Source organism: Streptomyces paromomycinus (assembly GCF_003865155.1).
In the GTDB taxonomy this organism is placed as follows: domain Bacteria; phylum Actinomycetota; class Actinomycetes; order Streptomycetales; family Streptomycetaceae; genus Streptomyces; species Streptomyces chrestomyceticus.
In genome coordinates this window covers 2,613,700-2,638,194 of record NZ_BHZD01000001.1, presented here as the reverse complement: position 1 = coordinate 2,638,194, position 24,495 = coordinate 2,613,700, and the positions used below count along the sequence as shown (strand labels likewise).

The window sequence follows — 24,495 nt, the reverse complement described above, 5'->3', positions numbered from 1 at the left end:
TTCGGCCGGTATGCCTACCACCCGGCCACCCCCGACGGCAAGACCGTGCCCCGTTAACAGGTCATCAGGAACACATAAAGATTGCCGGGATCCGGCAATGTGCGGGCCCCTGGTGGCCTGCCACGATCTAGGAACTGGCAGGAACAGACGCGAACGGGGGACGGACACCCATGGGGGACTTTGCAGCGTTCACACGAGCCGCGCTCGCCTTCCCGGCCGTGTTCTTCACCTTCGCGCTGCTGGTGGTGGCCGCCTACTGGCTGCTGGTGCTGATCGGCGGGGCAGGCGTCGACATCCTCGACGGGGGTGAGGGTGTCGACGGCTCCGCCGGCACCGCCGGACTGCCCGTGACGGTCACCCTCTCGCTCGGTGTGCTGATCGCCTGGGCCGTGTCCCTGGCCGGTGCCGCGCTGACCGAGAGCCTGCCGCTGCGCGCCGCCGCGCTGGCGCTCGCGCTGTTCGCGGCCTGGGCCGGCACCCGCGTCGCGGTGCGCCTGGCCCGCCGCCTGCTGCCTCCTGAACGGGTCGCCTCGCGCGACGACTTCGTCGGCCGGGTGTGCGTCGTCCGCACCGGCCGGGTCTCGTCCGACTTCGGGCAGGCCGAGGTACGCGCCGACGACGGTTCGACGGCCGTCGTCCAGGTCCGTACGGAGGAGAGCGGCCTCACCGCCGGCAGCAGCGCGCTGATCTTCGATTACGACGCCGACGGCGAGTTCTTCCGGGTCGCGCCCTTCGACGCCGCCCTGGACCCGTACGGCCCGGCGGTCTGAGCGCCGACCGGCCTGACCGACACCGAACGGCCCGACCGATCACCGACCGGGCCTGACCGGCCACCGACTGGTCCTGACGGACCACCGACCGGGCCCGACCGACCACCGACCGGAGCGCACCGCGGCCCCGAAGCCGCCCTCCGCGCCCGTCGACTGCCCGACACCTCGCAGGGACTGATGTACCGATGGATGCCATCACCGTAGGAATCGGCGTGACCGTCGCCGTGGCCGTACTGATCGTGCTCGTCACGGTCCTCGCCCTCACCCGCCTCTACCGCAAGGTCCACCAGGGCCAGGCCCTGATCGTCTCCAAGTACCGCAAGGTCGATGTGACCTTCACCGGCTCGGTGGTGCTGCCGGTGCTGCACAAGGCCGAGACGATGGACATCTCGGTGAAGACCATCGAGATCGGCCGCACCGGCCACGAGGGCCTGATCTGCCAGGACAACATCCGCGCCGACATCCGCATCGCGTTCTTCGTCCGGGTCAACAAGACCCGGGAGGACGTGGTCAAGGTCGCTCAGGCCATCGGCACCGAGCGCGCCAGCGACGTCGGCACGCTGCAGGAACTGTTCAACGCCAAGTTCTCCGAGGCCCTCAAGACCGTCGGCAAGCAGCTCGACTTCCAGGACCTCTACACCAAGCGCGACGAGTTCCGGGACCGGATCATCGCCGTCATCGGCACCGACCTCAACGGCTACAGCCTGGAGGACGCGGCGATCGACTACCTGGAGCAGACCCCGCTGGAGCAGCTCGACTCCGCCAACATCCTCGACGCCCAGGGCATCCGCAAGATCACCGAGCTGACCGCGATCGAGCACGTCCGCACCAACGAGTACCGGCGCAACGAGGAGAAGGAGATCACCCGGCAGAACGTCGACGCCCGGGAGGCCGTCCTGGAGCTGGAGCGCCGGCAGGCGGACGCGGAGATCCGCCAGCAGCGCGAGATCGCGACCGTACGCGCCAAGGAAGAGGCCGAGACGGCCCGCGTCCAGGCCGAGGAGCGGCTGCGCTCGCACTCCGCGCACCTGAAGACCGAGGAGGCGCTCGGCATCCAGAACGAGAACCGCGAACGCGAGATCGCGGTGGCCCAGAAGAACCGCGAACGCGTCATCGCCATCGAGAACGAGCGCATCGAGAAGGACCGCCTCCTGGAGGTCATCGCCCGCGAGCGGGAGACCCAGCTGACCCGGATCGCCGCCGACAAGGAGGTCGAGGCCGAGAAGCGGGAGATCGCGGACGTCGTACGGGAGCGGATCGCGGTCGAGAAGACCGTCGCCGCCCAGGAGGAGGAGATCAAGAAGCTCCGTACGGTCGAGGAGGCCGAGCGCGAGCGCCAGGCGATGATCATCCGGGCCGAGGCCGAGGCCCAGCAGCGGCTGGTCAAGGACATCAAGGCGGCCGAGGCCGCCGAGCAGTCCGCCGCCCACCGCGCGGCCGAGGAGCTGACCCTGGCCGAGGGCCGGCGCAAGGCCGCCGACCTGGACGCGCAGGCCAAGATCCGGCTCGCCGAGGGCACCCAGGCCGAGGCCGCCGCGGCCGGGCTGGCCGAGGTGAAGGTACGGGAGATGAACGCGGCCGCCGTCGAGAAGGCCGGCCGGGCCGAGGCGGAGGCGGCCGAGGCGCTGCTCAAGGCCGAGGCGGCCGGGCTCACCGAGAAGGCCGCGGCGATGGCGGCGCTGGACGCGGCGAGCCGGGAGCACGAGGAGTACCGGCTGCGCGTGGCGGCCGACAAGGAGGTCCGCCTCGCGGGCCTGGACGCCCAGCGGCAGATCGCCGAGGTGCAGGCGAAGGTGCTGGCCGCCGGCCTGGAGAACGCGAAGATCGACATCGTCGGCGGGGAGAGCGTCTTCTTCGACCGGCTGGCCGGCTCGATCGGCGCCGCCAAGGGCCTGGACGCGCTGGTCGAGCGCTCCGAGACGGTCCGTACGGCCGCCGGGCCCTGGCTGGACAAGAACGGGTCCAGCTTCACCAAGGACCTGACCACGATGCTCGGCGGACTCGGCGCGGCCGGGCTGCGCGACCTGACCCTGGCGGGAGCCCTGACCAAGCTCATCGACCGGGGCGGGCCGCAGTCCGGGCAGCTCCAGAGCCTGCTGGACGCCGCACACGCCAACGGCCTGGCGGACACCCGGATCGCCGAGGCGGTCGCGGCTCCGGCGCCGGCCAACGGCGCGGCGGTGGCGGCGAAGTAGCCGCCGCCCGGGCGGGACGGGCCGTGGGGGAGTGCTTCCGGGGGGATGCACTGCCTCGCGGCCCGGCCGCCACGGGCATTCGGCTGCGTACGGGGCGGTTGGGCCCCGTACGCAGCCACGACGGACACGTAAGAGCTGGTGGGCGGCGAGCGCGCGCAGGCGGGCGCGGGGCCGTGCGGGCCGGGAGACGGCCCGCGTGCAGGGACAGGAGACGCATCTCGTGCAGGACGACTTCGTGACGGAGACAGGCGCCCGCGACGGACTGGACGGACCGGGGCGCGGCCCTGAGGACGCGTCGTCCCAGGCCACCGTGCCCGGCACCGGCCCCGCCTTCGCCGACGGCACGGACTCCGCCGACGGCACCGGCCCCGCCCCCAGTACGGACCCCGCCTCCGGCCCCGACCTCGCCGACGGCACGTACGAGCTGCTGCGCGACCGCCTCGCGGGCGCCGCCGCCGACCTCGCCGACCGGGCCCGAACCCTCAACGCCCGCCGCGTCGAGGCCTTCGGCGGCACCGAACTCGCCCTGCTCGGCACCGACGGCCTGCGCACCGCCGACGCCTGCGTCATCCGGGACGTCGCGCAGGTCGGCGGCCTGCTGCTGACCGGCCGCAACGGCCGTCCCGAGCCCGGCGCGCCCGCGACCACCGTCCCGGACGTCTTCGCCCTGCACCGCCTGCACACCACCGGCGACGCCGTACGCCTCGAACCGGCGGAGCCCGGCGCCGTGCCCGGCCTCCTCGACGACCCCCGATTCCAGCGGGACTTCGAGGAGCTGTACCGCTACTACCGCCAGGCCCGGCTGCTGCGGCTCCACCGCACCGGCGCCCTGCTGCTCGCCGTCTTCCGTACCGGCGAACGGCTCGACGACATCCGCGTACTGCGCTGGAAGATCACCGCGTCCGGGGACGCGGCGGAGCCCGGCACGCCCGTCTACCTGGACGCCAAAGGCGAACGCGACCACACCGCCCCGCCCTCCCACGACTTCACATGGACCCCCGCCACCCGCGAGGACCACGTGACCGGCCGCTACCCGCAACTGTCCGTCCAGGGCGAGGTCTTCCTCTCGACCGCCGGCGGCTCGCTCACCCTGAAGACCGAGCCGGACACGGAGACGGACGACGGCCTCTACTCCGAGCCGGTGGACGAGCCCCTGCAGTCCCTCGCCGACGCCGAGGTCGCGCACGCCCGGGTCGGTCCGCTGGTCCTGCTGCGCGTCCGCCCGTACAAGGAGACCGCCGACCGGTACCTGGTCTTCAACACCCGCACCCACGACGTGCGCCGGATCGACGCGATCGGACAGGCCTGCCGCGCGCTGCCCGAGGACCAGGGAATCGTCTTCCCCGGTGGCCACTACCTCACCACCGGCACCGCCAAAACCTTCGACACCGACACCACCGGCCTCGCCTTCGACCGCGAACACCGCTCCCCGAACGGCGAGGACGTCCTCTACGCGTTCCACGACCGCGCCGCAGGCCGCACCCTGCTCCTCCCGTACAACATCGTCCGCGAGGAGGCCGCCACCCCGCTGACCGCGTACGGCCACGCGCTCCTCGGCGACGGCACCCTGGCCGTCCTGCGCGGCTCCCGCGAGCCCGGCCGCGTCCACCCCGTCCAGATCTGGCGCACCCCCTTCACCTCCGACGCGCACGCCGCGGCCCGGCCGGCCGGTGACGGCGGACCGCTGGCCCGGATCGGCAACGCCGAGCTGGTACGCGGCGTGTCCGACGCGCTCTCGGTCGCCCGGATGGCCACCGACATGGCCCCGGCGGGCCCGGTGTTCGAGGCCATCGCCGCCGCGGCAGCTCGCGTCGCGGACCGCCACCACTGGCTGGACGAGGCCGGGCTCGGCGCGCTCGGTGAGCCCCTGGAAGCCGTACGGGCCGCCGCCCTCCAGGTCGTCGAGGAGTTCGCGCGCGTCACCGAACTGCGCCGCCAGGCCGCCGCCGCACTGGAGGAGGCCGCGGACCGCACCACCGCACTGGTCCGGCGCGTCCGCGGCGAGCAGCCCACGACCGCCGAGGCCTGGGTCCGCAACCTCACCGCGCTCCGCCACGCCCAGGGCCGCCTGGAGACCCTGCGGGAGACCCGCCACATCGACCTGGACCGCCTCGCGGAACTCTCCGCGAGTGTCACCGGCGGCCTGGCCGCCGCCGGACGCCGGGCCGTCGCCTTCCTCAGCGGCGCGGACGCCTTCACCGCCACCCACCGCGCCGTCGAGGTCCTGACCGGGGAAGCCGCGGCGGTGGCCACCGCCGCCGACGCCGAACCGCTCGCCGCGCGCATCGACGAACAGGCCGAAGGGCTGCGCGTCGTGACCGAGGTCGTCGGGACCCTCGACGTCGCGGACACGACTGTACGGACCGCCGTCCTGACCCGCGCGGGCGAGGTGCTCGGTGCCGTCAACCGCGCCCGCGCCACTCTGGACGCCCGGCGCCGCGACCTGCTCGAAGCCGAAGGGCGCGAGGAGTTCGCGGCCCGGTTCGCGCTGCTCGGGCAGGCCGTCTCGGGCGCCTTGGCCGCGGCCGGCACCCCCGAGGAGTGCGACGACGAACTCGGCCGCCTCCTCCTGCAACTGGAGAACCTCGAAGCGCGTTTCGGCACGTCCGACACCCACCTGGAGCGGATCGCCGCCCAGCGCGAGGAGATCCACGAGGCGTTCTCGGCACGCAAGCAGTCCCAGCTCGACGCCCGCGCCCGGCACACCGACCGGCTCGCCGGGTCCGCCGGACGCGTCCTCGCCACCGTCGTCCGCCGGGCCGCCGCCCTCACCACCCCCGACGAGATCAACGCCTTCTTCGCCGCCGACCCGCTCGTCACGAAGATCCACGCCACCACCGGCGAACTGCGCGGCCTCGGCGACGGCGTCCGCGCCGACGAACTCGACGGCCGCCTGCGCGCCGCCCGCCAGGAGGCGGCCCGCGCCCTGCGCGACCGCACCGACCTGTACGACGCCACCGGCACCATCCGGCTCGGCCGCCACCGCTTCGCCGTCAACACCCAGCCCGTCGACCTCACCCTGGTCCCGCACGGCGACCACCTCGCGTACGCCGTCACCGGCACCGACTACCGCGCGCCCGTCCACGACGCACGGCTGCTGGCCCACCGCGCCTTCTGGGACCAGCCGCTGGTCTCCGAATCACCGGAGGTCTACCGGGCGGAGCACCTGGCCGCACTGATCCTCGCGCAGGCCGAGGAAGGCGCGGGTACACGCGATGCCGACGCGCCGATTCCGGATCTCGCCGTGCTCCAGGAGGCGGCCGCCGCCGACACGCTCCTCCCGCTCGTCCGCCGGATGGCCGAGACCCGCTACGACGAGGGGTACGACCGGGGCGTCCACGACCACGACGCCGCCGCGATCCTCGCCGTACTCCTGCGCCTGCACACCGCCGCCGGCCCGCTCCGCTACCCGCCGCACCTGCGCGCGGCCGCCCAGCTCTTCTGGGCTTACGGCACCGACGACCGCGCCCGCGCGCTGTGGACCACCCGCGCCTCCTCCCTCGCGCGCGCCCGGTCGGTGTTCGGGACACCGACGGGGTGGCGCGAGCTCTCCGCCGAGCTGGGAGGGGCTGCGTACAGGTTCCTGCGGGAGGCGGGTGTGGGGCTCGCCGGGGAGGCGGCCGACCTGTCGTCGCCCCTCGGTGACTACCTGATGGCCGAGCTGTCCGCGCTGGCCGAACCGACGGCGCTGGGCGGACCAGCCGCCGCCGGACGCCCCCGCTTCGCCACCAGCGCCGCCGCACGCGACCTGCTGGCCGGATTCCAGGACGCCCTGGGCGGCCCGGACGCGCCCGCCGTCAAGGAACTCGCCGAGGACCTGCGCGCCCTCGACGGCGACCTGGCCGCCCGCCACCAGCTCGTCACCGGCTGGCTGGGCGCGTACGCCCAAGCGCGCGGCACCGCCTCGGGCGCGCTGCCCGAAGACCACGCGACCGCCGTGGACGCGACCGCCGCCGACGCGACCGCCGTGGACGCGCTGCCCGAAGCCGTCGCGATCGAGGTCTGCGGCCCGGCCCTGGACCGCCGGGAGCTGACCGCGCCCACCGGCGACGCCGTGCGCGGCCTGCTCGGCAGCCACCCGAGGATCGCCGCCGGCGGCTCCCTCCCCGTACGGCTGGACGAGCTGCTCGCCCGGACCGAAACGTTCCGCCGCACCCGCGTACCGGCGCACCGCGCCTACACCCGGCGCCGCACCGAACTCCTCACCGCCGAACGCGACCGGCTGCGCCTGGACGCGTACCGCCCCCAGGTCATGTCCGGCTTCGTCCGCAACCGCCTCATCGACGAGGTCTACCTGCCATTGATCGGCGACAACTTCGCCAAGCAGCTGGGCGCCGCGGGGGAGCGGCGCCGCACCGACAGCCAGGGCCTGCTCCTGCTGCTGTCGCCGCCGGGGTACGGCAAGACGACGCTCATGGAGTACGTGGCGGCCCGCCTCGGCCTCCTCCTGGTGAAGGTGGACGGCCCGGCCCTCGGCCACCGCACCACCTCCCTCGACCCCGCCGCGGCCCCCGACGCCGCCGCCCGCCGCGAGGTCGAGAAGATCTCCTTCGCGCTGGAGGCGGGCAGCAACGTCCTCCTCTACCTCGACGACATCCAGCACACCTCGCCGGAACTGCTCCAGAAGTTCATCCCGCTGTGCGACGCCCAGCGGCGGATGGACGGGGTGCGGGACGGCGAGGCCCGTACGTACGACCTGCGCGGCAAGCGCTTCGCGGTGTGCATGGCGGGCAACCCGTACACCGAGTCGGGACAGCGCTTCCGGCTTCCGGACATGCTCGCCAACCGCGCCGACGTCTGGAACCTCGGCGACGTCCTGAGCGGCAAGGAGGCGCTCTTCGCCCACTCCCACATCGAGAACGCGCTGCCGGCCAACCCGGTCCTCGCCCCGCTCGCCGCCCGCGACCGCGCCGACCTCGGGCTGCTGGTCCGGATGGCCGAGGGCGACGACTCCGTACGCGCCGACCGGCTCGCCCACCCCTACGGCACGGCCGAACTGCGGGAGATCGTCTCCGTACTGCGCGGCCTGCTCCAGGTCCGCGAGGCGGCGCTGACCGTCAACCGTGCCTACATCGCCTCCGCCGCGCAGGCGGACGCCACCCGCACCGAGCCGCCGTTCCTCCTCCAGGGGTCGTACCGCAACACCGGCAAGATGGCGGCGCGCATCGTCCCCGTGATGAACGACACGGAGCTGGCGTCGCTCATCGACGACCACTACCGGGGCGAGGCACAGACCCTCACCACCGGTGCGGAGGCCAATCTCCTGAAGCTGGCCGAGCTGCGCGGCCGCCTCTCCCCCGAGCAGGCGCGGCGCTGGGCCGAAGTGAAAGAGATGTGGAGATCCCGGGCGGACCGAGAAGGCGCGGGAGCCGTGGCATAGGCCCGGCCGTTAAGAAAGCGTAGAAATCCCGAGGCGCCGGACGGCGGCCTTTACCAAGTCATGGAAAAGCGGTGGCGTTAAGAAGTCGTAGAGAAGAAGAAGGCGTCGGGGAGTGCCGGTCCGCGTTGTGCAGGGACGATGAATGCGCTGGTGGCCGCCGTGGCCGCGAAACACCCTCGCGGCATACGGGCCCATCGCCGCCACACGCACGGGTGGCGGGTGGGCGACCACCTTGACGAAGGCTTAGCATCCTCTGCGTGTCCAAACTGACCGACGTGCCCAAACGGATCCTTATCGGGCGCGCACTGCGCAGCGACAAGCTCGGCGAGACCCTGCTCCCCAAGCGCATCGCGCTCCCCGTGTTCGCCTCCGACCCGCTCTCCTCCGTGGCCTATGCCCCGGGCGAGGTACTGCTCGTCCTGTCCGTCGCGGGTGTGTCGGCGTACCACTTCAGCCCCTGGATCGCGGTCGCGGTCGTGGTGCTGATGTTCACGGTCGTGGCGTCCTACCGGCAGAATGTGCACGCCTATCCGAGCGGCGGCGGTGACTACGAGGTCGCCAACACCAACCTCGGGCCCAAGGCCGGGCTCACCGTCGCCAGCGCCCTGCTGGTCGACTACGTCCTGACCGTCGCCGTGTCCATCTCCTCCGGAGTGGAGAACCTCGGCTCGGCGATCCCCTTCGTCACCGAACACAAAACGCTCTGCGCCATCGTCATGATCGCGCTGCTGACGGTGATGAACCTGCGCGGCGTCAAGGAATCCGGCAAACTCTTCGCGATTCCGACGTACATCTTCGTCGCCGGCGTCTTCATCATGATCATTTGGGGCGTGGTGCGCGGCGCGATCATGGGCGACACCATGAAGGCGCCCACCGCCGACTTCACCATCCACGCCGAACAGGGCGGCCTGGCCGGCTTCGCCCTGGTCTTCCTCCTGCTGCGCGCCTTCTCCTCCGGCTGCGCCGCGCTCACCGGCGTCGAGGCGATCTCCAACGGCGTCCCCGCCTTCCGCAAGCCCAAGTCGAAGAACGCCGCCACCACCCTGGCCCTCATGGGCGGCCTGGCCGTCACCATGTTCTGCGGCATCATCGGCCTGGCCATGGCCACCGACGTGAAGATGGCGGAGACCCCGGCCAAGGACCTGCTGCACAACGGCGTCCCGGTCGGCCCCGGCTACACCCAGAACCCGGTCATCTCGCAGGTCGCCGCCGCGGTCTTCGGCGACGGCACGTTCTTCTTCGTCGTGCTCGCCGCCGCCACCGCCCTGGTCCTCTTCCTCGCCGCCAACACCGCGTACAACGGCTTCCCGCTGCTCGGCTCGATCCTCGCCCAGGACCGCTACCTGCCGCGCCAGCTGCACACCCGAGGCGACCGGCTGGCCTTCTCCAACGGCATCGTGCTGCTCGCCGGCGCGGCCATCGTCCTCGTCTACATCTACGGCGCGGACTCCACCCGCCTGATCCAGCTCTACATCGTCGGCGTCTTCGTCTCCTTCACGCTCAGCCAGGTCGGCATGGTCCGCCACTGGAACCGCCACCTGCGGACCGAGAAGGACCCGGCCAAGCGCCGCCGGATGCACCGCTCCCGGGCGATCAACGCCTTCGGCGCCACCCTCACCGGCCTGGTGCTCGTCGTCGTCCTGCTGACGAAGTTCAGCCACGGCGCCTGGGTGGCCGTCCTCGGCATGGTCATCTTCTACGTCACCATGACCGCCATCCGCCGCCACTACGACCGGGTCGCCGAGGAGATCGCCGCCGAGGACGCCCCCGGCGACGAGGCGGTACGGCCCTCTCGCGTGCACTCCGTCGTCCTCGTCTCCAAGGTCCACAAGCCCACCCTGCGCGCCCTGAGCTACGCCAAGCTGATGCGCTCCGGCACCCTGGAGGCGGTCAGCGTCGACGTCGACCCCGCCGAGACCAAGGCCCTCAAGACCGAGTGGGAACGCCGCAACATCGACGTCCCCCTGAAGGTCCTCGCCTCCCCCTACCGCGAGATCACCCGCCCGATCATCGACTACGTCAAGTCCCTGCGGCGGGAGAGCCCGCGCGACGCCGTCTCCGTCTACATCCCGGAGTACGTCGTCGGCCACTGGTACGAACACCTCCTCCACAACCAGAGCGCCCTGCGCCTCAAGGGCCGCCTGCTCTTCACGCCCGGCGTCATGGTCACCTCCGTCCCCTGGCAGCTCGACTCCTCCGAAGCCGCCAAGCGCCGCGCCCGCAAGCGCGCGGAGTGGAACGCGCCGGGGGCGGTACGGCGGGGCCCGGTGGCCCAGCCGAAGAAGGAGAAGGCGGCCACGCGCAAGTAGGGCGTGTGTTTGCTGCCTGCTTCCCGGGCCCGGACCTGCCACGTCGCAGGTCCGGGCCCGCGCCGTCCGGCGGGTTCGGGCCCCGGCACCTCGCCCCGTAGACTTGACGGTCGGCGTCCGGCCCACCGCACCGCGGCGAGCGGCGCCCCTCACTCCCGCCCCACCTCTCCAGGAGCTCCCCCACCATGCAGACCGAACCCAAGAAGTCGCTGGTAGGCGAGGAGTACGAGGTCGAGGTCGGCCCCGTGGCGCACGGCGGCCACTGCATCGCCCGTACGGACGAAGGCCAGGTCCTCTTCGTACGGCACGCCCTCCCCGGCGAACGCGTCATCGCCCGCGTCACCGACGGCGAGGAAGGCGCCCGCTTCCTCCGCACCGACGCCGTCGAAATCCTGACCCCCTCCAAGGACCGCGTCGAGGCCCCCTGCCCCTTCTCCGGCCCCGGCAAGTGCGGCGGCTGCGACTGGCAGCACGCCGCCCCCGGCGCCCAGCGCCGCCTGAAGGCCGAGGTCATCACCGAGCAGCTGTCCCGCCTGGCCGGCCTCACCCCCGAGGAGGCCCGCTGGGACGGCACCGTCGAACCGGCCCCCGGCGACAAGGTCCCCAAGGGCGAGGTCCCGGCCTGGCGCACCCGCGTCCAGTACGCCATCGACGCCGAAGGCCACGTGGGCCTCCGCAAGCACCGCTCCCACGATGTCCAGCCCGTCGACCACTGCCTCATCGCCGCCCCCGGCGTCTCGGAACTCGGCATCGAAAAGCGCGACTGGCCCCAGATCGCCACCGTCGAGGCCATCGCCGCCACCGGCTCCCACGACCGCCAGGTCGTCCTGACCCCCCGCCCCGGCGGCCGCCTGCCCATCGTCGAACTCGACAAGCCCGTCTCGGTCCTCCGCGTCCACGAGAAGGACGGCGGCATCCACCGCGTCCACGGCCGCCCCTTCGTCCGCGAACGCGCCGCCGACCGCACCTGGCGCGTCGGCAACAGCGGCTTCTGGCAGGTCCACCCCAAGGCCGCCGACCTCCTGGTCGAAGCCGTCATGCAGGGCCTGATGCCGAAGAAGGGCGACATGGCCCTCGACCTCTACTGCGGCGTCGGCCTCTTCGCCGGCGCCCTCGCCGACCGCGTAGGCGAAAAGGGCGCCGTCCTCGGCATCGAATCCAGCAAGCGCGCGGTGGAAGACGCCCGCCACAACCTGCAGGACCTCGACCGCGTCCGCATCGAACACGGCAAGGTCGAACAGATCCTCCCGCGCACCGGAATCTCGGACGTGGACCTGATCGTCCTGGACCCGCCGCGCGCGGGCGCGGGACGGGAGACGGTCGCCCATCTCGCTTCGCTGGGGGCACGACGCATCGCGTACGTGGCGTGCGACCCGGCGGCGCTGGCGCGCGATGTGAAGTACTTCGCGGGGGAGGGGTATGTGGCGCGGAGGATGCGGGCGTTTGATTTGTTTCCGGTTACGCATCATGTGGAGTGTGTGATGATTTTGGAGAAGGCCGCGAAGGGATCCTGAACTGCGGTTTCGGGTGTGCGGATGAGGCGCGGTGTGGGCGTTACGGGCGGACTCCCGACGCTGGAATGACGCTCGTGGGTGCGCCTTCTGGCTCGGTCACCGGAAGCGCGCGAGGGGTGGGCGGGCCTTTCCACGGGGGCAGGGCCCACCCGGCGTGCGTCCGTATGCGGCTGTCGGCGGGTCGGGGGGCAGCCGCGCGGGGTGGGGCAGCGCAGCGCGGTGATCATGTCTTCGGCCAGACGGGTGCTGGAGGCGGATTCTGGCCGTTGAAGAGGTTGCCGTCGGTGATGTTGTGCTGCTGGTATACGGCCCTTGCGACGTGGTGCTGCCCGCAGCCGGCCGCGCCCGCGGCAGGGCCGGCTGCGCATCGGCTGGAGCGCCGCGGCGTTCGGCGCGGTCGGTCCACAGGTCGCCGCGACGGTCGCCGCGGCGGCCACGGCGCTGGCCGAGTTGGGGCACGAAGTCCGGGAGAGCGAGCTGGCCTGGCTCGCCGAGCGGGACTGCACCCTGCTGTCGGTGACGCTACTGCCCCCCGGGATAAGGCCCGCCCTGCGCGCCGTCACCTGCGGCCGCGAAGCGGAGGTGCACCCGGTCATCGCGGCTACGCTGGAGTCCGCCGAGGTCTCGCTGGCCGACTACATTGCCGCCGAACACGAGGTCGAGCACCTGCGCACACAATGCGCCGCATGGTTCGCCGACCACGATGTTGTCCTGCTATGCCCGGTAACGCCTGTGCCGGCGCCGCCTCATGGCCGCAGCCGTCTCGACGTGGACGGTGTCCGCCTGCCGGCCCGCGCGGTGATGCGCGCGACCGTACCGTTCAACCTGACGGGCCTGCCCGCCGTCGCGCTCCCCTTCGGCGCCACCCACGACGGCCTGCCTCTCGGCGTCCAGCCCGTCAGCCGCTGGTGGGCCGAGGACCTCCTCATCGACCCGGCGGAGCGCCTGGAGGAGGCCAGTCCCGTCCGCGGCCGCCGACCCGCCTTCTGAGAAGTGGTACGGGGTTCCGCGCGTGGACAATGGCAGCGAACAGCTCACTTGGGGCGGTGACCCGCACACCCCGGGCGATCGCTGCCGTTTTCCTGCGCTGAGCGAACCGCTCGGCCGCCTCCGTGCGTGGCAACGACCGTCAGCCCTCCCGGCACTACGCCACGACGGTCAGTAGTTGGGCCCCCGCCGCCGAGCAACCCGCCTTGTGGCGAGCGCCATCGGCCCTGCGTTGTAGCGTGGCGCGTGGTAGGAATCTGATGCTGTTCCTACGCTCTGACCGCTTCCGCCGACCAGTTGCCCTCGAAGGACAGGAGCCCTCGACTGTGTTACCCACTTTATACAGAGACACTGGTTACACGCTCCGGCACCTGATCGAGAATATCGAAGGCGGCCGTATCGGACTCCCCGACATCCAGCGTCCGTTCGTCTGGTCCGCGACGAAAACCCGCGATCTCTTCGACTCGATGTATCGAGGGTACCCAATCGGCACCCTGATGTTCTGGGAGACCGGCGCCGAGGTGGGGACGCGGCAGATCGGAACGGAAGCCGGCGGCCGAACGCCCCAGCTGTTGGTCGTTGACGGGCAGCAGCGGCTCACCGCCCTGTTCGCTGTCCTCACCGGGCGCAAGATTGTCACCAAGTCTTTCGACGAGATCAACGTGCGCCTCGCGTTCCACCCGGAGGACCAGACGTTCGAGGTCACGGACGCGGCGATCGAGCGTGACGCTCACTTCATTCCGGACATCACCGCGCTGTGGGCCCGGGGCGGTTACAAGTCCACCGTCCGGCAGTTCTTCCAACGGCTCGAACAGGCCGGCGGACAGCCTTTGTCGGACGCTGCCAAGGACGAGCTCGAAGAACGCATAGACAGAGTCCGGGACCTGCACGAGTTCCGATTTCAGGTTGTGGAGCTGGGTGCGTCGGCCGACGAGGAGCAGGTAGCCGACATCTTCGTGCGTATCAACTCCGAAGGCGTAAAGCTCAACCAGTCCGACTTCATCCTCACCCTGATGTCGGTGCATTGGGAGAAGGGTCGCCGCCAGCTCGAAGACTTCAGCCGCGGCGCGGTGGTCGCAGGACTCCCCGGGCCGAGTCCTCGGAACGCCTTTCTGGATCCCAGCCCGGATCAACTGCTGCGCGTATCCGTCGCTGTGGCCTTCCGGCGCGCCCGGCTGCAGCACGTCTACAGCGTCCTGCGAGGGAAGGACCTCGAAACCGGCAAGGTCACCGCCGCTCGACGGCAGGAGCAGTTCGACCGGCTCGCCCAAGCGCACTCGAAGGTCCTGGACCTGACCAGCTGGCACGAGTTCTTCCAGTGCGTCACAGCGGCTGGTTTCCGCAGCCGCAAGATGATCACCTCCGACAACGCCCTGCTGTACAGCTACACGATCTGGCTGATCGGACACCACGACTTCGGGCTGACGGCCGATGAACTCCGGCCTGTGATCGGCCGGTGGTTCTTCATGGCGCACACCACCGGCCGGTATTCCAACTCGCCGGAGTCACAGATGGAGTTCGATCTGGGACGTATCGGCAGTCTGCCGCCAGGTGACGGCCGAGCCTTCACCGCGGAACTTGACCGGATCATCGCAGCGAACTTCACCGGCGACTATTGGGACATCTCCCTGCCGAACCGGTTGGACACCTCCTCGTCGCGTTCACCGGTGCTGTTCGCCTACCAGGCGGCGCTCAACATCCTCGACGCCGAGGTGCTCCTCGGCGACCAACGAATCCGCGATCTGCTGGACCCCTCGGTCAAACCCGCCAAGGCTGTCGACCGGGACAACCTCTTCCACCGCAAGACACTCGCCGGACTGGGTATCACCGACCGGCGTCAAGTCAATGCCATCGCCAACATGGCCTATGTGACGTGGCCGGCAGACGAGCGGTCCAACACCGATGCACCACATGACTACTGGCCGAGAATCACGGACACGATGGACCCGAAGGTCCTCGAACGGCAGGTACGGTGGCACGCGCTCCCGGTCGGCTGGGAGCAGCTCGACTATTTCACCTTCCTTGAACGCCGTCGCCAGCTGATCGCCAAGGTCGTGCGGGAAGCGTTCGAAACCCTCACGGGAGAACGCCCGGCGTACGTCCCGACCACCCCGGCCGACATGATCGCCGCCGGCGAGTCCCAGGGAACCGAGTTCAAGGCAAGCGCCCGCTGGAACGTGCACACCCGGGAGGCCGACAAGTCCCTGCGGCACAACATCGTCAAGGCCGTCTGCGGCTTCCTGAACGGTGAGGGCGGAAACCTGTACATCGGCGTCGCCGACGACGGGACCGTCCTCGGCATCGACAACGACCTTGCCACTCTGGAGTCGCAGGCCAGCGTCGACGGGTACGAGCTCTTCGTACGCCAACTCCTCGACAGCAGCCTGTCGGCACCGACAGCGACCACCGTCCGCGTACGCTTCCCCGAGATCTCCGGCAACGTCGTCTGTCAGATCAGCGTTGCCGCGGCAGGCAGGCCGGTGTTCGCCAAGCCCGCCAAGGGTGGCCATGGCGCCACCGACTTCTGGGTCCGGGTCGGCAACGCGACCAAGCAACTCCACGGCGATGACCTCCTGCGCTACCAGGAGGAACACTGGGGATGAGCGCCCTTGTGGCCAGTCTGGTCCGCCTTCCTGGCCTTTTCGTCGACCAGCTTGCACACACGATCTCCTGCGCCTTGCGGGAGTGGATCCCCAGCAGCAGACGCAGGCTGTCGGCCGTTTCACTCGTTTGACGCTCCGGATGCCGGCGCGCCGGGGCGAGAATCGATGAGACTGCCGTGACCTGCGCTTTCCGTAACCGGCTTGGACCGATGTCATACCGAAACCCCATCATGTGAAGGGGGCAATGGGCGGCGAATCTTGAGCCGGTCGAAAGCCGACACGGTGGGAAGGAGGCTGACAGGCGTGCAAAGAGTTCCACCGGAGATGTTCCGCTTCACCACGGTGGAGAGAGCCGACCTGTACGGGGCGGTGCTCAACGCCTTCGGCGTGGCCGGGGAGTACCTGGAGACGGCGCTGGGGATCGACGCGGTGCGTGAGCGGTTGCGTGTGGTGGGGTGGGTGGCGGCGGTCGAGGACGCCGAGTTGCACGAGGTGCTCAAGAAGTTGGTGCAGTGGGAGTTGCTGGATGTGGTGCACAACCATGCGGAGAACTACCGCACGGCTGAGGAGTACGAGCGCCGCAACCTCCAGTACTCACTGACCCGGCGAGGGGAGGCCGCGCTCGCCGGAGTGCGGCATGCGCTGGAGGTGCTGGCCTCCACGGGAGCGCTGCAGACGGCCGTGCTGGAGGCGATCGCCGACCGGCTGGACGAGCTGAGCCTGCTGTCCGCCGAACCCGCCTCGGCCGATCGGCGGATCTTCAGCACGTTACGGGAGCTGGAGGGACATCTGGACGCCCTGGTGGAGAACACCAAGGCGTTCAACGGCGAACTGCAACGGCTCCTGCGCGCCGAGGGTGCGGATCTGGAGGTGTTCCACGAGGTCAAGGCCGCGACCGTCGCGTATCTGCAGGAGTTTCTGGTCAATCTCGACCGGCGCGGGCAGGCGGTCGCCGCCGCCGTCGCCCGGGTCGAGGAGCGGGGGACCGCGGTGCTGCGCGGGCGAGCCCTGCGCGGGGCCGAGCTGCCGCCGACGGCCGGTACGGATCCCGCGGCCGGCTGGCTGGAGGGCAGGCGGGCGCGTTGGGCGGGCCTGCGGGCGTGGTTCCTGCCGGACGACGGGGAGCGGCCCCGGATCGAGCAGCTGCACGACATCGCCCGTCGGGCCATCGTCTCGCTGCTCCAGGTCCTGGAGCGGATCAACGAGTCACGGCGCCGGTCCACCAGCGCCGTGCAGGACTTCCGGGAGCTGGCGCGCTGGTTCGCGGCGGCCCCGGCGGAAGAGGATCTGCACCGGCTCTGGTCGGCGGCCTTCGGCCTCGGTCCGGCGCGCCATGCCCACCTCGCACACCCCGACCCGGAGTTGATCCCACCGTCCCATTCCTGGTCCGAGGCCCCGCCGGTGGAGGTGTCGGCGCTGCTGCGGACCAGTGGACGGACGGAGCGCTTCACCCGCACGGGCAAGGTGCGGGATGTCACGGCGGTCAGGGCGGAGCGCGCGGAGCGGGCCCGTACGGAGCGGGCGGAACTCGCGCGTGCGTGGAACGTGTTGAAGACCGAAGGGCCCGTTCGGCTCTCCTCCTTCGGCACGTTGGATCCCGCCGTCTTCGACCGGCTGCTCGATCTGCTGGGCCGGGCGCTGTCCGCCAGGCCGGACGCGGGTGGCCTGCGGCGTGCCGTGACGGGGGACGGCCGGGTGGAGATCGTGCTGTCGCCGCCTCCCGATCAGGGCACTGTTGTCCTGCGCACCGCACAGGGAGCACTGGCCGGGCCGGACTACGTCATCCACATCACGGCTGCGGGCGGAGCGAGCGCCTTCCCCGCCCCGCGCGCCGCGCGGCAGGAGGCGGCCGGATGAGCACCCTCGCCAACCAGCTGGCCGCAGCGGAACGGGAGGAGGTCGCGCGCGCCGTCCGTCTCCTGCTGGCCCGCCCGCTGCTGACCGAGGCCGCCGACCCGGCCGGTTTCGAACTGGTGCGGCGCCGGCGCGAGCCGCTGGCCCAGTGGTTCGACTACACGTGCGGCTGGAGCCTGGTGGTGGAGCCCCGCCGTGGTTACGCGCGTCTGACCAAGGTCCGTACCGCCCCGGACGGATCCCGTCCCGCCCGCAGGACGCGTTCCGGCCGGGGCCCGTTCGACCGCCGGCGTTATGTACTGCTGTGCGTGACCGCGGCCGAGTTGCTGTCGATGCCGATGACGACCATCGGCATGCTCGCCGACCGGGTCGTCCAGGCCACCGCGACCGACCGTGCGCCGGCCGCGTTCGACCCGGTCCACCGGGCGGAGCGGACGGCGTTCGTCGACGTCCTGAAGCTGCTGGAGTCGTACGACGTGCTGCGCGCGGTGGACGGGACGACCGAGACCTACGTCGAGTCCGCGGAGGCGAAGGTGCTCTACCGCGTGGACACCACCCTGCTGATGCGGCTGCCCGCCGCGCCGGTCGGCGCTTCCCGGCTCGCCGTGCCCGCGGAGGAGGTGCCCGCGCGGTTCGAAGAGCTCCTCGCGGGGCTGGTGCGGGAGCGTCGCTACGGTGGCGTCGCCGGTGACGGCACAGCGGACGATGCGCAGCACGAGACCGCTGCCACGGATGCACAACGCAACCTGAGGCTGCGCCACTCGGTGCTGCGGCGCCTCTTCGACGACCCCGTGCTGTACCGGGCGGATCTCGCCGAGGACGAGCTGGCATACGTCACCTCTCTGACCGGCCGGCAGATCCTGCGCCGGTCGGTCGAGCAGGCCGGTTTCCTCCTGGAGGAACGAGCGGAGGGCTTCCTGCTCGTGGACCCGGACGGGATCGCCACCGACGTCCGGTTCCCCGACGACGCGTCCACCGCGCGGGTCGCCGCACTGCTCCTCCTGGAGCCGCTGTGCGCCGCGCCGGCCGGAATGCTGCCCGAACAGCTCGCCGAGGCAGGAGCGGATCTGCTGCGCCGCTTCCCGAGGTGGGCCAAGGCGTATCAGTCGGAGGACGGCGCGCCCCGGCTGGCGGAGGAAGCCGTACGCGTACTGCGCGATGCCGGGCTCGCCCGTAAGGTCGCAGGCCGCGTCGTCGCGCGCCCGGCGGCGTACCGCTATCGGCTGACGGAGACGACGGGCAAGGGCCCCGTCGCCGCAGAAGGAGATGCACGGTGAGTGTGACCGAGCTGCCCTTTCCCCGGCAGCAGGAAGCCGCCGAGGAGGCGGCCGGGGCACCGGCACAGGGGGAGGGCGCCGCCCGCAACCGCTGGCAGCCCCACCGCGCGGGCATCCTCAATGTCTGGCGCTACTACGACGAGACCTTCACCTTCCACCAGGGCCGCCTGCTGCTGCGCGGGCAGAACGGGTCGGGCAAGTCCAAGGCCCTGGAGCTGTTGCTGCCGTTCCTCTTCGACGCCAGCCTTCGTCCGCATCGCCTGTCCACGTTCGGCGGGTCCGAGCGCACCATGCACTGGAACCTGCTGGGCGAGGGCGCGTCCGGCAAGACGCGCGTCGGGTACGTGTGGATGGAGTTCCGTCGCGTCGGTGACGACGGCACCGAGCGGTGGTTCGGCTGCGGGGCGCGCCTGCAGGCCAGCGTCCACACCAGCGGAGTACACGCCGACTACTTCACCACCGGTTCCAGGATCGCCCACCCCGGCGGCGTACGCCTGGTCAACGAGGCAGGGCAGCCACTGACCCGCGCCGCCCTCGCCGACACCCTCCGCGACCGCGGTGACGTGCACGCCTCGGCCACCGACTACCGGGCGGCCGTACGACGTGAGCTCTTCGCCGGTATGACCGAGCAGCGTTACGAGTCGCTGCTCTCCGCCCTGCTCCAGCTGCGCCAGCCCAAACTGTCCGAGCGGCTCGACCCGTCCCTCCTCTCCACTCTGCTCTCCCGCGCCCTGCCCCCGCTGGGCGAAGGGGAGATCGCCGAACTCGCCGAGGGCTTCGAACGCCTGGACCGCCAGCGCGAACATCTCAAACGGCTCGACGGCGAAGTCACGGCTGCCGAAAACGTCGCGGCGCGGCAGCGCGCCTACGCGCGACGGGTCCTGCGCGCCGGCGCCGCCGCGCTGATCTCGGCGACCACCGATATGGACAACCTCACCCGCGTCGCCCGCCAAAGCGCCGAGGAACTGCAACAGGCGCTGGAGCGAAGGGAGTCGGCCCGGGCCCGGCGCGAGGAGGGCGAGCTGCGCGCGCACGCCCTGGAGGAGACCATCGAGGGCCTGCGCGACAGCGATGCCTACAAACAGGGTGAGGAACTCGACCGGCTCCGCCGCCGTACCGAGGAGGCGGCAACCGATGCCGGGCGGCAGCGAACCACTGCTCAGACTGCTCAGGCTGGAGCGGAGCAGGAGCAGAGGCACGCGGACGAGGCCGCAGAACGGGCCCGCAGCCTCGGCGAACACGCGCGTGAAGCCGCCGAGGAAGCACGCCGGGCGGCCCGTACCGCGGGCATGGAGTCCATTCACCACGAGGTCAGGGCCGTCCTCGACGCCGATCTGCCGGCGACCCTCCCAGATGGCCCGAGGCACGAGCCGGGCGGCGGTCGGCCCGAGGGCTCCGGCGGCACCCGCGCGGCGGGCGAAGACGGGGCCCGGCAGGCCCGTCGGCTGCTCCGTGGTGCGGTCACCGCCCGACGGCATCAGGTCACCCTCATCACCGAGGCGATCGAGGAACACGATCGTGCCGTACGTGACCGGAGCGCCGCCGAAGACCTGCTGGACGGGGCCCGTGGCCGGCTCGCCGAGGCCATCGCCCTGCGGGACACGGCGTCCGGTGCCTGGGACGACGCCCTTGCCGCACAGTCGGAACGCCTGCTGGCCTGGGCTGAAAGCTGCACGGAACTCCGCATCGCCGATCTGGGAGAGCTGGCGGCCGGCGCTGCGACCGAGGCCGAGGTGACGGCCTTGGTCGAAGCCGCCGCGCGCCCGTTGGAACAGGAGATCGGCACGGCCGAGGCCACCGCCCGGGCCACCCGTCAGAGCTTGCTGGAGGAACGGAGGCGGCTTGAGGAGGAAGTACGACATCTCAGCGGTGAAACCGACCTCCCGCCCCTGCCCCCACCCACCCGCACCACCGTCCGCACGGCGACGGCGGGAGCCCCACTGTGGCGGTTGGTCGCCTTCCGCGAAGGCGTCCCGCTCGCCGTCCAGGCCGCCGTGGAAGCGGCGCTGGAGGCGTCGGGCCTGCTGGATGCCTGGGTCAGCCCCTACGACGGGATCACGCTGCCGGGACACGACACCCGGGCCGAGGCGGCCCTGGCCGTGACCGCCCCCGGGGCCAGCCTGCTGGACGTGCTGATGCCCGAGGAGGACATCCCCGTACCGGCCGACACCGTGAACCGCATCCTCGCCGGCGTCGCCTACGGCACCACGCTGCCCGGCGGTCACCCGGCGGCCGTCTCCGCCGACGGTGCCTGGCGCCTCGCCCTGGCCACCGGAACGTGGAGCAAGCCGGAACCGGCCCACATCGGTGCCCTCGCGCGACAGCGGGCCCGGCAGCGCAGGATCGGTGAACTGACCGACCTCATCGGCGGGAGGAACTCTGCCCTCGCCGCCCTGGACGACCAACTACGCGACCTCGATGCGCGCCGCGCCCGGCTGGACACCGACCGCGCCGCCCGCCCCGACCACCGGGACCTCGGCGCCCGTCGGCGGGACTGGGACCGGGCCGAGGAGAAGGTGGCGGCCCGGGACGACGCCGTGCGCGACGCCGCCGGTCGCCTGGAGCGATGTGAGAACGAGGTGGCGAGCGCGCTGCGCACACTCAGCCGCCGGGCCGCGGAGCACGGGCTCCCCACCGACCGCGACCGCTTGCGTGAACTCTTGACCGCCGTCGACAGGTTCCGGGACACCGCCGACGGCTGGGTGGACGCCCACCTCACCGCGACCGCCGCTGCCGACAGAGCCCGTGAGACGGCCACGCAGGCGCAGCGCTCGCGCCGGGCCGCCGTGGAACAGGCCGGGCAAGCGGCTGCCGCCGAAGCAGAGGCGGCGGGCCTCAAGGCACGCCTGGAGGCGGTGGAGGCCACCGTCGGCGAGGACTATCGGCAGATCGTCGCACGCGTCGCCGAGGCGCGCACCGCGTTGCGCCGTTGCCGCGAGGACGCCGCTCGGGCAGCCGATCTCCTGCTGAGACTGGAAGGGCACATCGGAGGGCTGCGGGCCACCAGCAGCCAGGACACCGAGCGACGGGAGGAAGCCGTCAGGACCCGGGACTCCGCGGCGCACCGTTTCCGGCACCTGTGCCTGGTCGGGCTGGCCGAAGACGCCGGCCTCACACCGGGACCCGAGACCGGCGACGGCAGCGAGGCCATCGGGGACGGCATCAAGGCCTCCGGGGACCGCACCAAAGCCATCGGGGACGGCACCAAAGCCACTCTGGAGGCTGCCCGCGCCACCGCGGCCGAGTGGCCCGGCATCCCGCACGCCCCACGCAACCTGAGCGACGCCGCGACCCGCCTGTCCGAAGCGGTCCACGAGGCCCGCCAGCGCCTCGGGGCCCGAGCCGACCTGGACCTGGAGCCCGACGAGGACATCCAGCTCTTCACCGCCACCCTGGACGGCGTACGCGTGGGGGCGACGGGCCTGCTCACCGCCCTCACCCAGGAGCGCGACCGTAGCCGTGACGACATCACCGCCGCCGAACGGCGCCTCTTCGACCAGATCCTCACCGGCGACATCCGCCGCCACCTCGCTGCCCGCATCCGTCAGGCCGGCGAACTGGTGGACCGTATGAACGGGCACCTGGAGCGGGTCCGTACCGCCTCCAGAGTCGCCGTCCAACTCGTCTGGGACGTCCGCCCCGATCTGCCGGACAGCACCCGCACCGCCCGTCAGCTGCTCCTGAAGGACCCCGGCCGGGTCACCGAGAGCGACCGGGAGGCGCTGCACGCCTTCTTCCGCGCCCGCATCGAGGAGGCCAAGGGCAGCGACACGGCCGCGAGCTGGGAGGAGCAGCTCGGCGAGGTGCTCGACTACACCGCCTGGCACCGCTTCACCGTGCGCCTCGACCGGGCGAACGGCATCGGTTGGCAGCCGCTGACCAAGAAGCTGCACGGCGCGCTCTCCGGCGGGGAAAAGGCCATCGCCCTGCACCTGCCGCTGTTCGCCGCCGTCGCCGCCCACTACGAAGCCCTGCCCCAGGCACCCAGGCCGATCTTGCTGGACGAGGTCTTCGTCGGCGTCGACACCGTGAACCGCGGGCAGGTCTTCGCCCTGCTCACCGCGCTCGACCTGGACCTCATGGTCACCTCCGACCACGAGTGGTGCACCTACGGCGAACTGCCCGGCATCGCCGTCCACCAACTCCTCACCGACGGGAACGACGACGCCGTCACCAGCGCGCGCTTCGTGTGGAACGGCACCGGCCTGGAGACGGGATGACCCACACCGAACCGGCTCCGGGCGAACGCACGGTACGCCGCCCCGAACACCCCCCTGAACTCAACCTTGCACACCGCTCTGGACTCCGCCCTGGCCTACGCCTTGAACACCGCCCTGAACTCCGCCCGCTCTGGCACGCGGTCCACAGCCGCCTCTCCTCCGGCCGCCCCGTCACCCGGGTGCGCCTCGGGCCGCTCGACGACGCCCAGCGCGAGGCCCTCGCCGACCTTCTCGGCCTCGACCGGCTGCCGGACTCCCGCCCCTCCGTCCCGCTGGCCCGCTTGGAAGAGGCCGTCGACGAGCTGTCCGGCCGCACGGTACGTGCCGTCGTCACCGAACTCTTCGGCCCGCTGGGCGACCGGGCGGGCGACCGGCGCCGTCAGGCGGACGAACGTGCCGGCCTGTGGACCTGGCTGGCCGACCACGAGACCGTACGGGCCCAGCCGGTGCTCGCCGACTGGGCCGCCTCCTGCCGGGCCAACGGCCTGACCGGCGGCTCACCGGAACGCACCCGGGCCCTGCTCACCGACGCGCTCAAAGTGCTCGCGGAACTGCCCGCCCAGGCCGAGCCGTTGCCCGTCTTCGCCGCCCGGGTCCTCGACGGCCATGCGCACGCCCTCGACGACGGCACACCCCTGTCCACCCTCGTCCTGCGCGCCTTGGCGACCCTGTACGACACCGCGCCACCGCAGTCCGCGGCGGACCGGCGTGCCCTGTGGACCCGTGCGGGTGTCGCCGACGACGCCCTGTCCGCCACCGTTCTCGTAGCTGGATTGCGCCCGGCCGGGGAAGGCACGCCGGCTCGGGTGGCTCGCGTCTGCGCCGAGGCCGGGCAGGCCGCCAGCCTGACCCTCGCGCAACTGCGCTCCCCGGGCCAGTTCGCCCTCACCACCGGCCCCGCACCCGTGGTACACGCCGTGGAGAACCCCAGCATCCTGGCTCTCGCCGTACGCCGCTTCGGCCCGGACTGCCCGCCGCTCGTGTGCACGTCCGGCTGGCCCAACAGTGCGGCGATCCAGCTCCTGCGCATGCTCGCGGACCACGGCGCCACGCTTCGCTACCACGGCGACTTCGACGGTGAGGGCGTCCGCATCGCCGCGTACGTCCTGGACAAGACGTCAGCCCGTCCCTGGCGCATGACGGCAGCCGACTATCGCGCTGCGGTCGCCCGCAACCCGCTCGGCCCGCAGGTCGGGCGCGTCACCGAAGCGCCTTGGGATGCGGAGTTGGCCGTGGTCATGGCGGAGCATGGGGCCGCGGTGGTCGAGGAATTGGTGGCAGATGCGTTGTTGGAGGACCTGGCCGGTCACGCGTCATATGGCGTGCGTGGCGATTCCTGAGCCTGTCGAACAGGGCCGCTGACCTGCGCTTCGCCGTATCACGCGC

General features: G+C 71.7%; 11 protein-coding genes. All 11 read left to right on the top strand.

From position 1 onward, the window contains the following. Window positions 1-170: 170 nt before the first annotated feature. The 11 genes from OEIGOIKO_RS10515 to OEIGOIKO_RS10460 all read left to right on the top strand — a co-directional run bounded on the left by OEIGOIKO_RS10515 (window position 171) and on the right by OEIGOIKO_RS10460 (window position 24,449). A complete protein-coding gene (locus tag OEIGOIKO_RS10515; protein WP_125053827.1) occupies window positions 171-770 on the top strand; it encodes a hypothetical protein in 600 nt (199 codons plus the stop codon). Between the two features lie 185 nt (window positions 771-955). After that, window positions 956-2,965 carry an SPFH domain-containing protein gene (locus OEIGOIKO_RS10510; protein ID WP_125053826.1) on the top strand — a complete coding sequence of 670 codons (2,010 nt, stop codon included), beginning with the start codon at window positions 956-958 and terminating at the stop codon, window positions 2,963-2,965. Window positions 2,966-3,389: 424 nt separating this feature from the next. Beyond that, window positions 3,390-8,345 carry a DNA repair ATPase gene (locus OEIGOIKO_RS10505; RefSeq protein WP_246177978.1) on the top strand — a complete coding sequence of 1,652 codons (4,956 nt, stop codon included), beginning with the start codon at window positions 3,390-3,392 and terminating at the stop codon, window positions 8,343-8,345. A gap of 257 nt (window positions 8,346-8,602) precedes the next feature. After that, a complete protein-coding gene (locus OEIGOIKO_RS10500; protein WP_125053825.1) occupies window positions 8,603-10,654 on the top strand; it encodes an APC family permease in 2,052 nt (683 codons plus the stop codon). Between the two features lie 185 nt (window positions 10,655-10,839). Beyond that, the gene (locus OEIGOIKO_RS10495; protein ID WP_125053824.1) at window positions 10,840-12,168 is read left to right on the top strand and encodes a class I SAM-dependent RNA methyltransferase; all 1,329 of its coding nucleotides are present in this window, start codon (window positions 10,840-10,842) and stop codon (window positions 12,166-12,168) included. A 312-nt stretch (window positions 12,169-12,480) separates the two neighbouring features. Continuing rightward, a complete protein-coding gene (locus OEIGOIKO_RS10485) occupies window positions 12,481-13,158 on the top strand; it encodes an amidase family protein (RefSeq protein ID WP_246177301.1) in 678 nt (225 codons plus the stop codon). A gap of 323 nt (window positions 13,159-13,481) precedes the next feature. Next, window positions 13,482-15,758 carry a GmrSD restriction endonuclease domain-containing protein gene (locus OEIGOIKO_RS10480; RefSeq protein ID WP_125053822.1) on the top strand — a complete coding sequence of 759 codons (2,277 nt, stop codon included), beginning with the start codon at window positions 13,482-13,484 and terminating at the stop codon, window positions 15,756-15,758. Window positions 15,759-16,061: 303 nt separating this feature from the next. Further along, a complete protein-coding gene (locus OEIGOIKO_RS10475; protein ID WP_125053821.1) occupies window positions 16,062-17,615 on the top strand; it encodes a TIGR02677 family protein in 1,554 nt (517 codons plus the stop codon). Then, on the top strand, window positions 17,612-18,889 hold the full coding sequence (locus tag OEIGOIKO_RS10470) for a TIGR02678 family protein (protein WP_125053820.1): 1,278 nt from the start codon (window positions 17,612-17,614) through the stop codon (window positions 18,887-18,889). Before OEIGOIKO_RS10475 ends, OEIGOIKO_RS10470 begins: the two co-directional genes overlap by 4 nt. Then, window positions 18,886-23,109 carry a TIGR02680 family protein gene (locus tag OEIGOIKO_RS10465; RefSeq protein ID WP_125053819.1) on the top strand — a complete coding sequence of 1,408 codons (4,224 nt, stop codon included), beginning with the start codon at window positions 18,886-18,888 and terminating at the stop codon, window positions 23,107-23,109. The genes OEIGOIKO_RS10470 and OEIGOIKO_RS10465 overlap by 4 nt, the downstream gene beginning before the upstream one ends. Further along, on the top strand, window positions 23,106-24,449 hold the full coding sequence (locus OEIGOIKO_RS10460; RefSeq protein WP_125053818.1) for a TIGR02679 family protein: 1,344 nt from the start codon (window positions 23,106-23,108) through the stop codon (window positions 24,447-24,449). Before OEIGOIKO_RS10465 ends, OEIGOIKO_RS10460 begins: the two co-directional genes overlap by 4 nt. The last annotated feature ends 46 nt before the right edge of the window (window positions 24,450-24,495 follow it).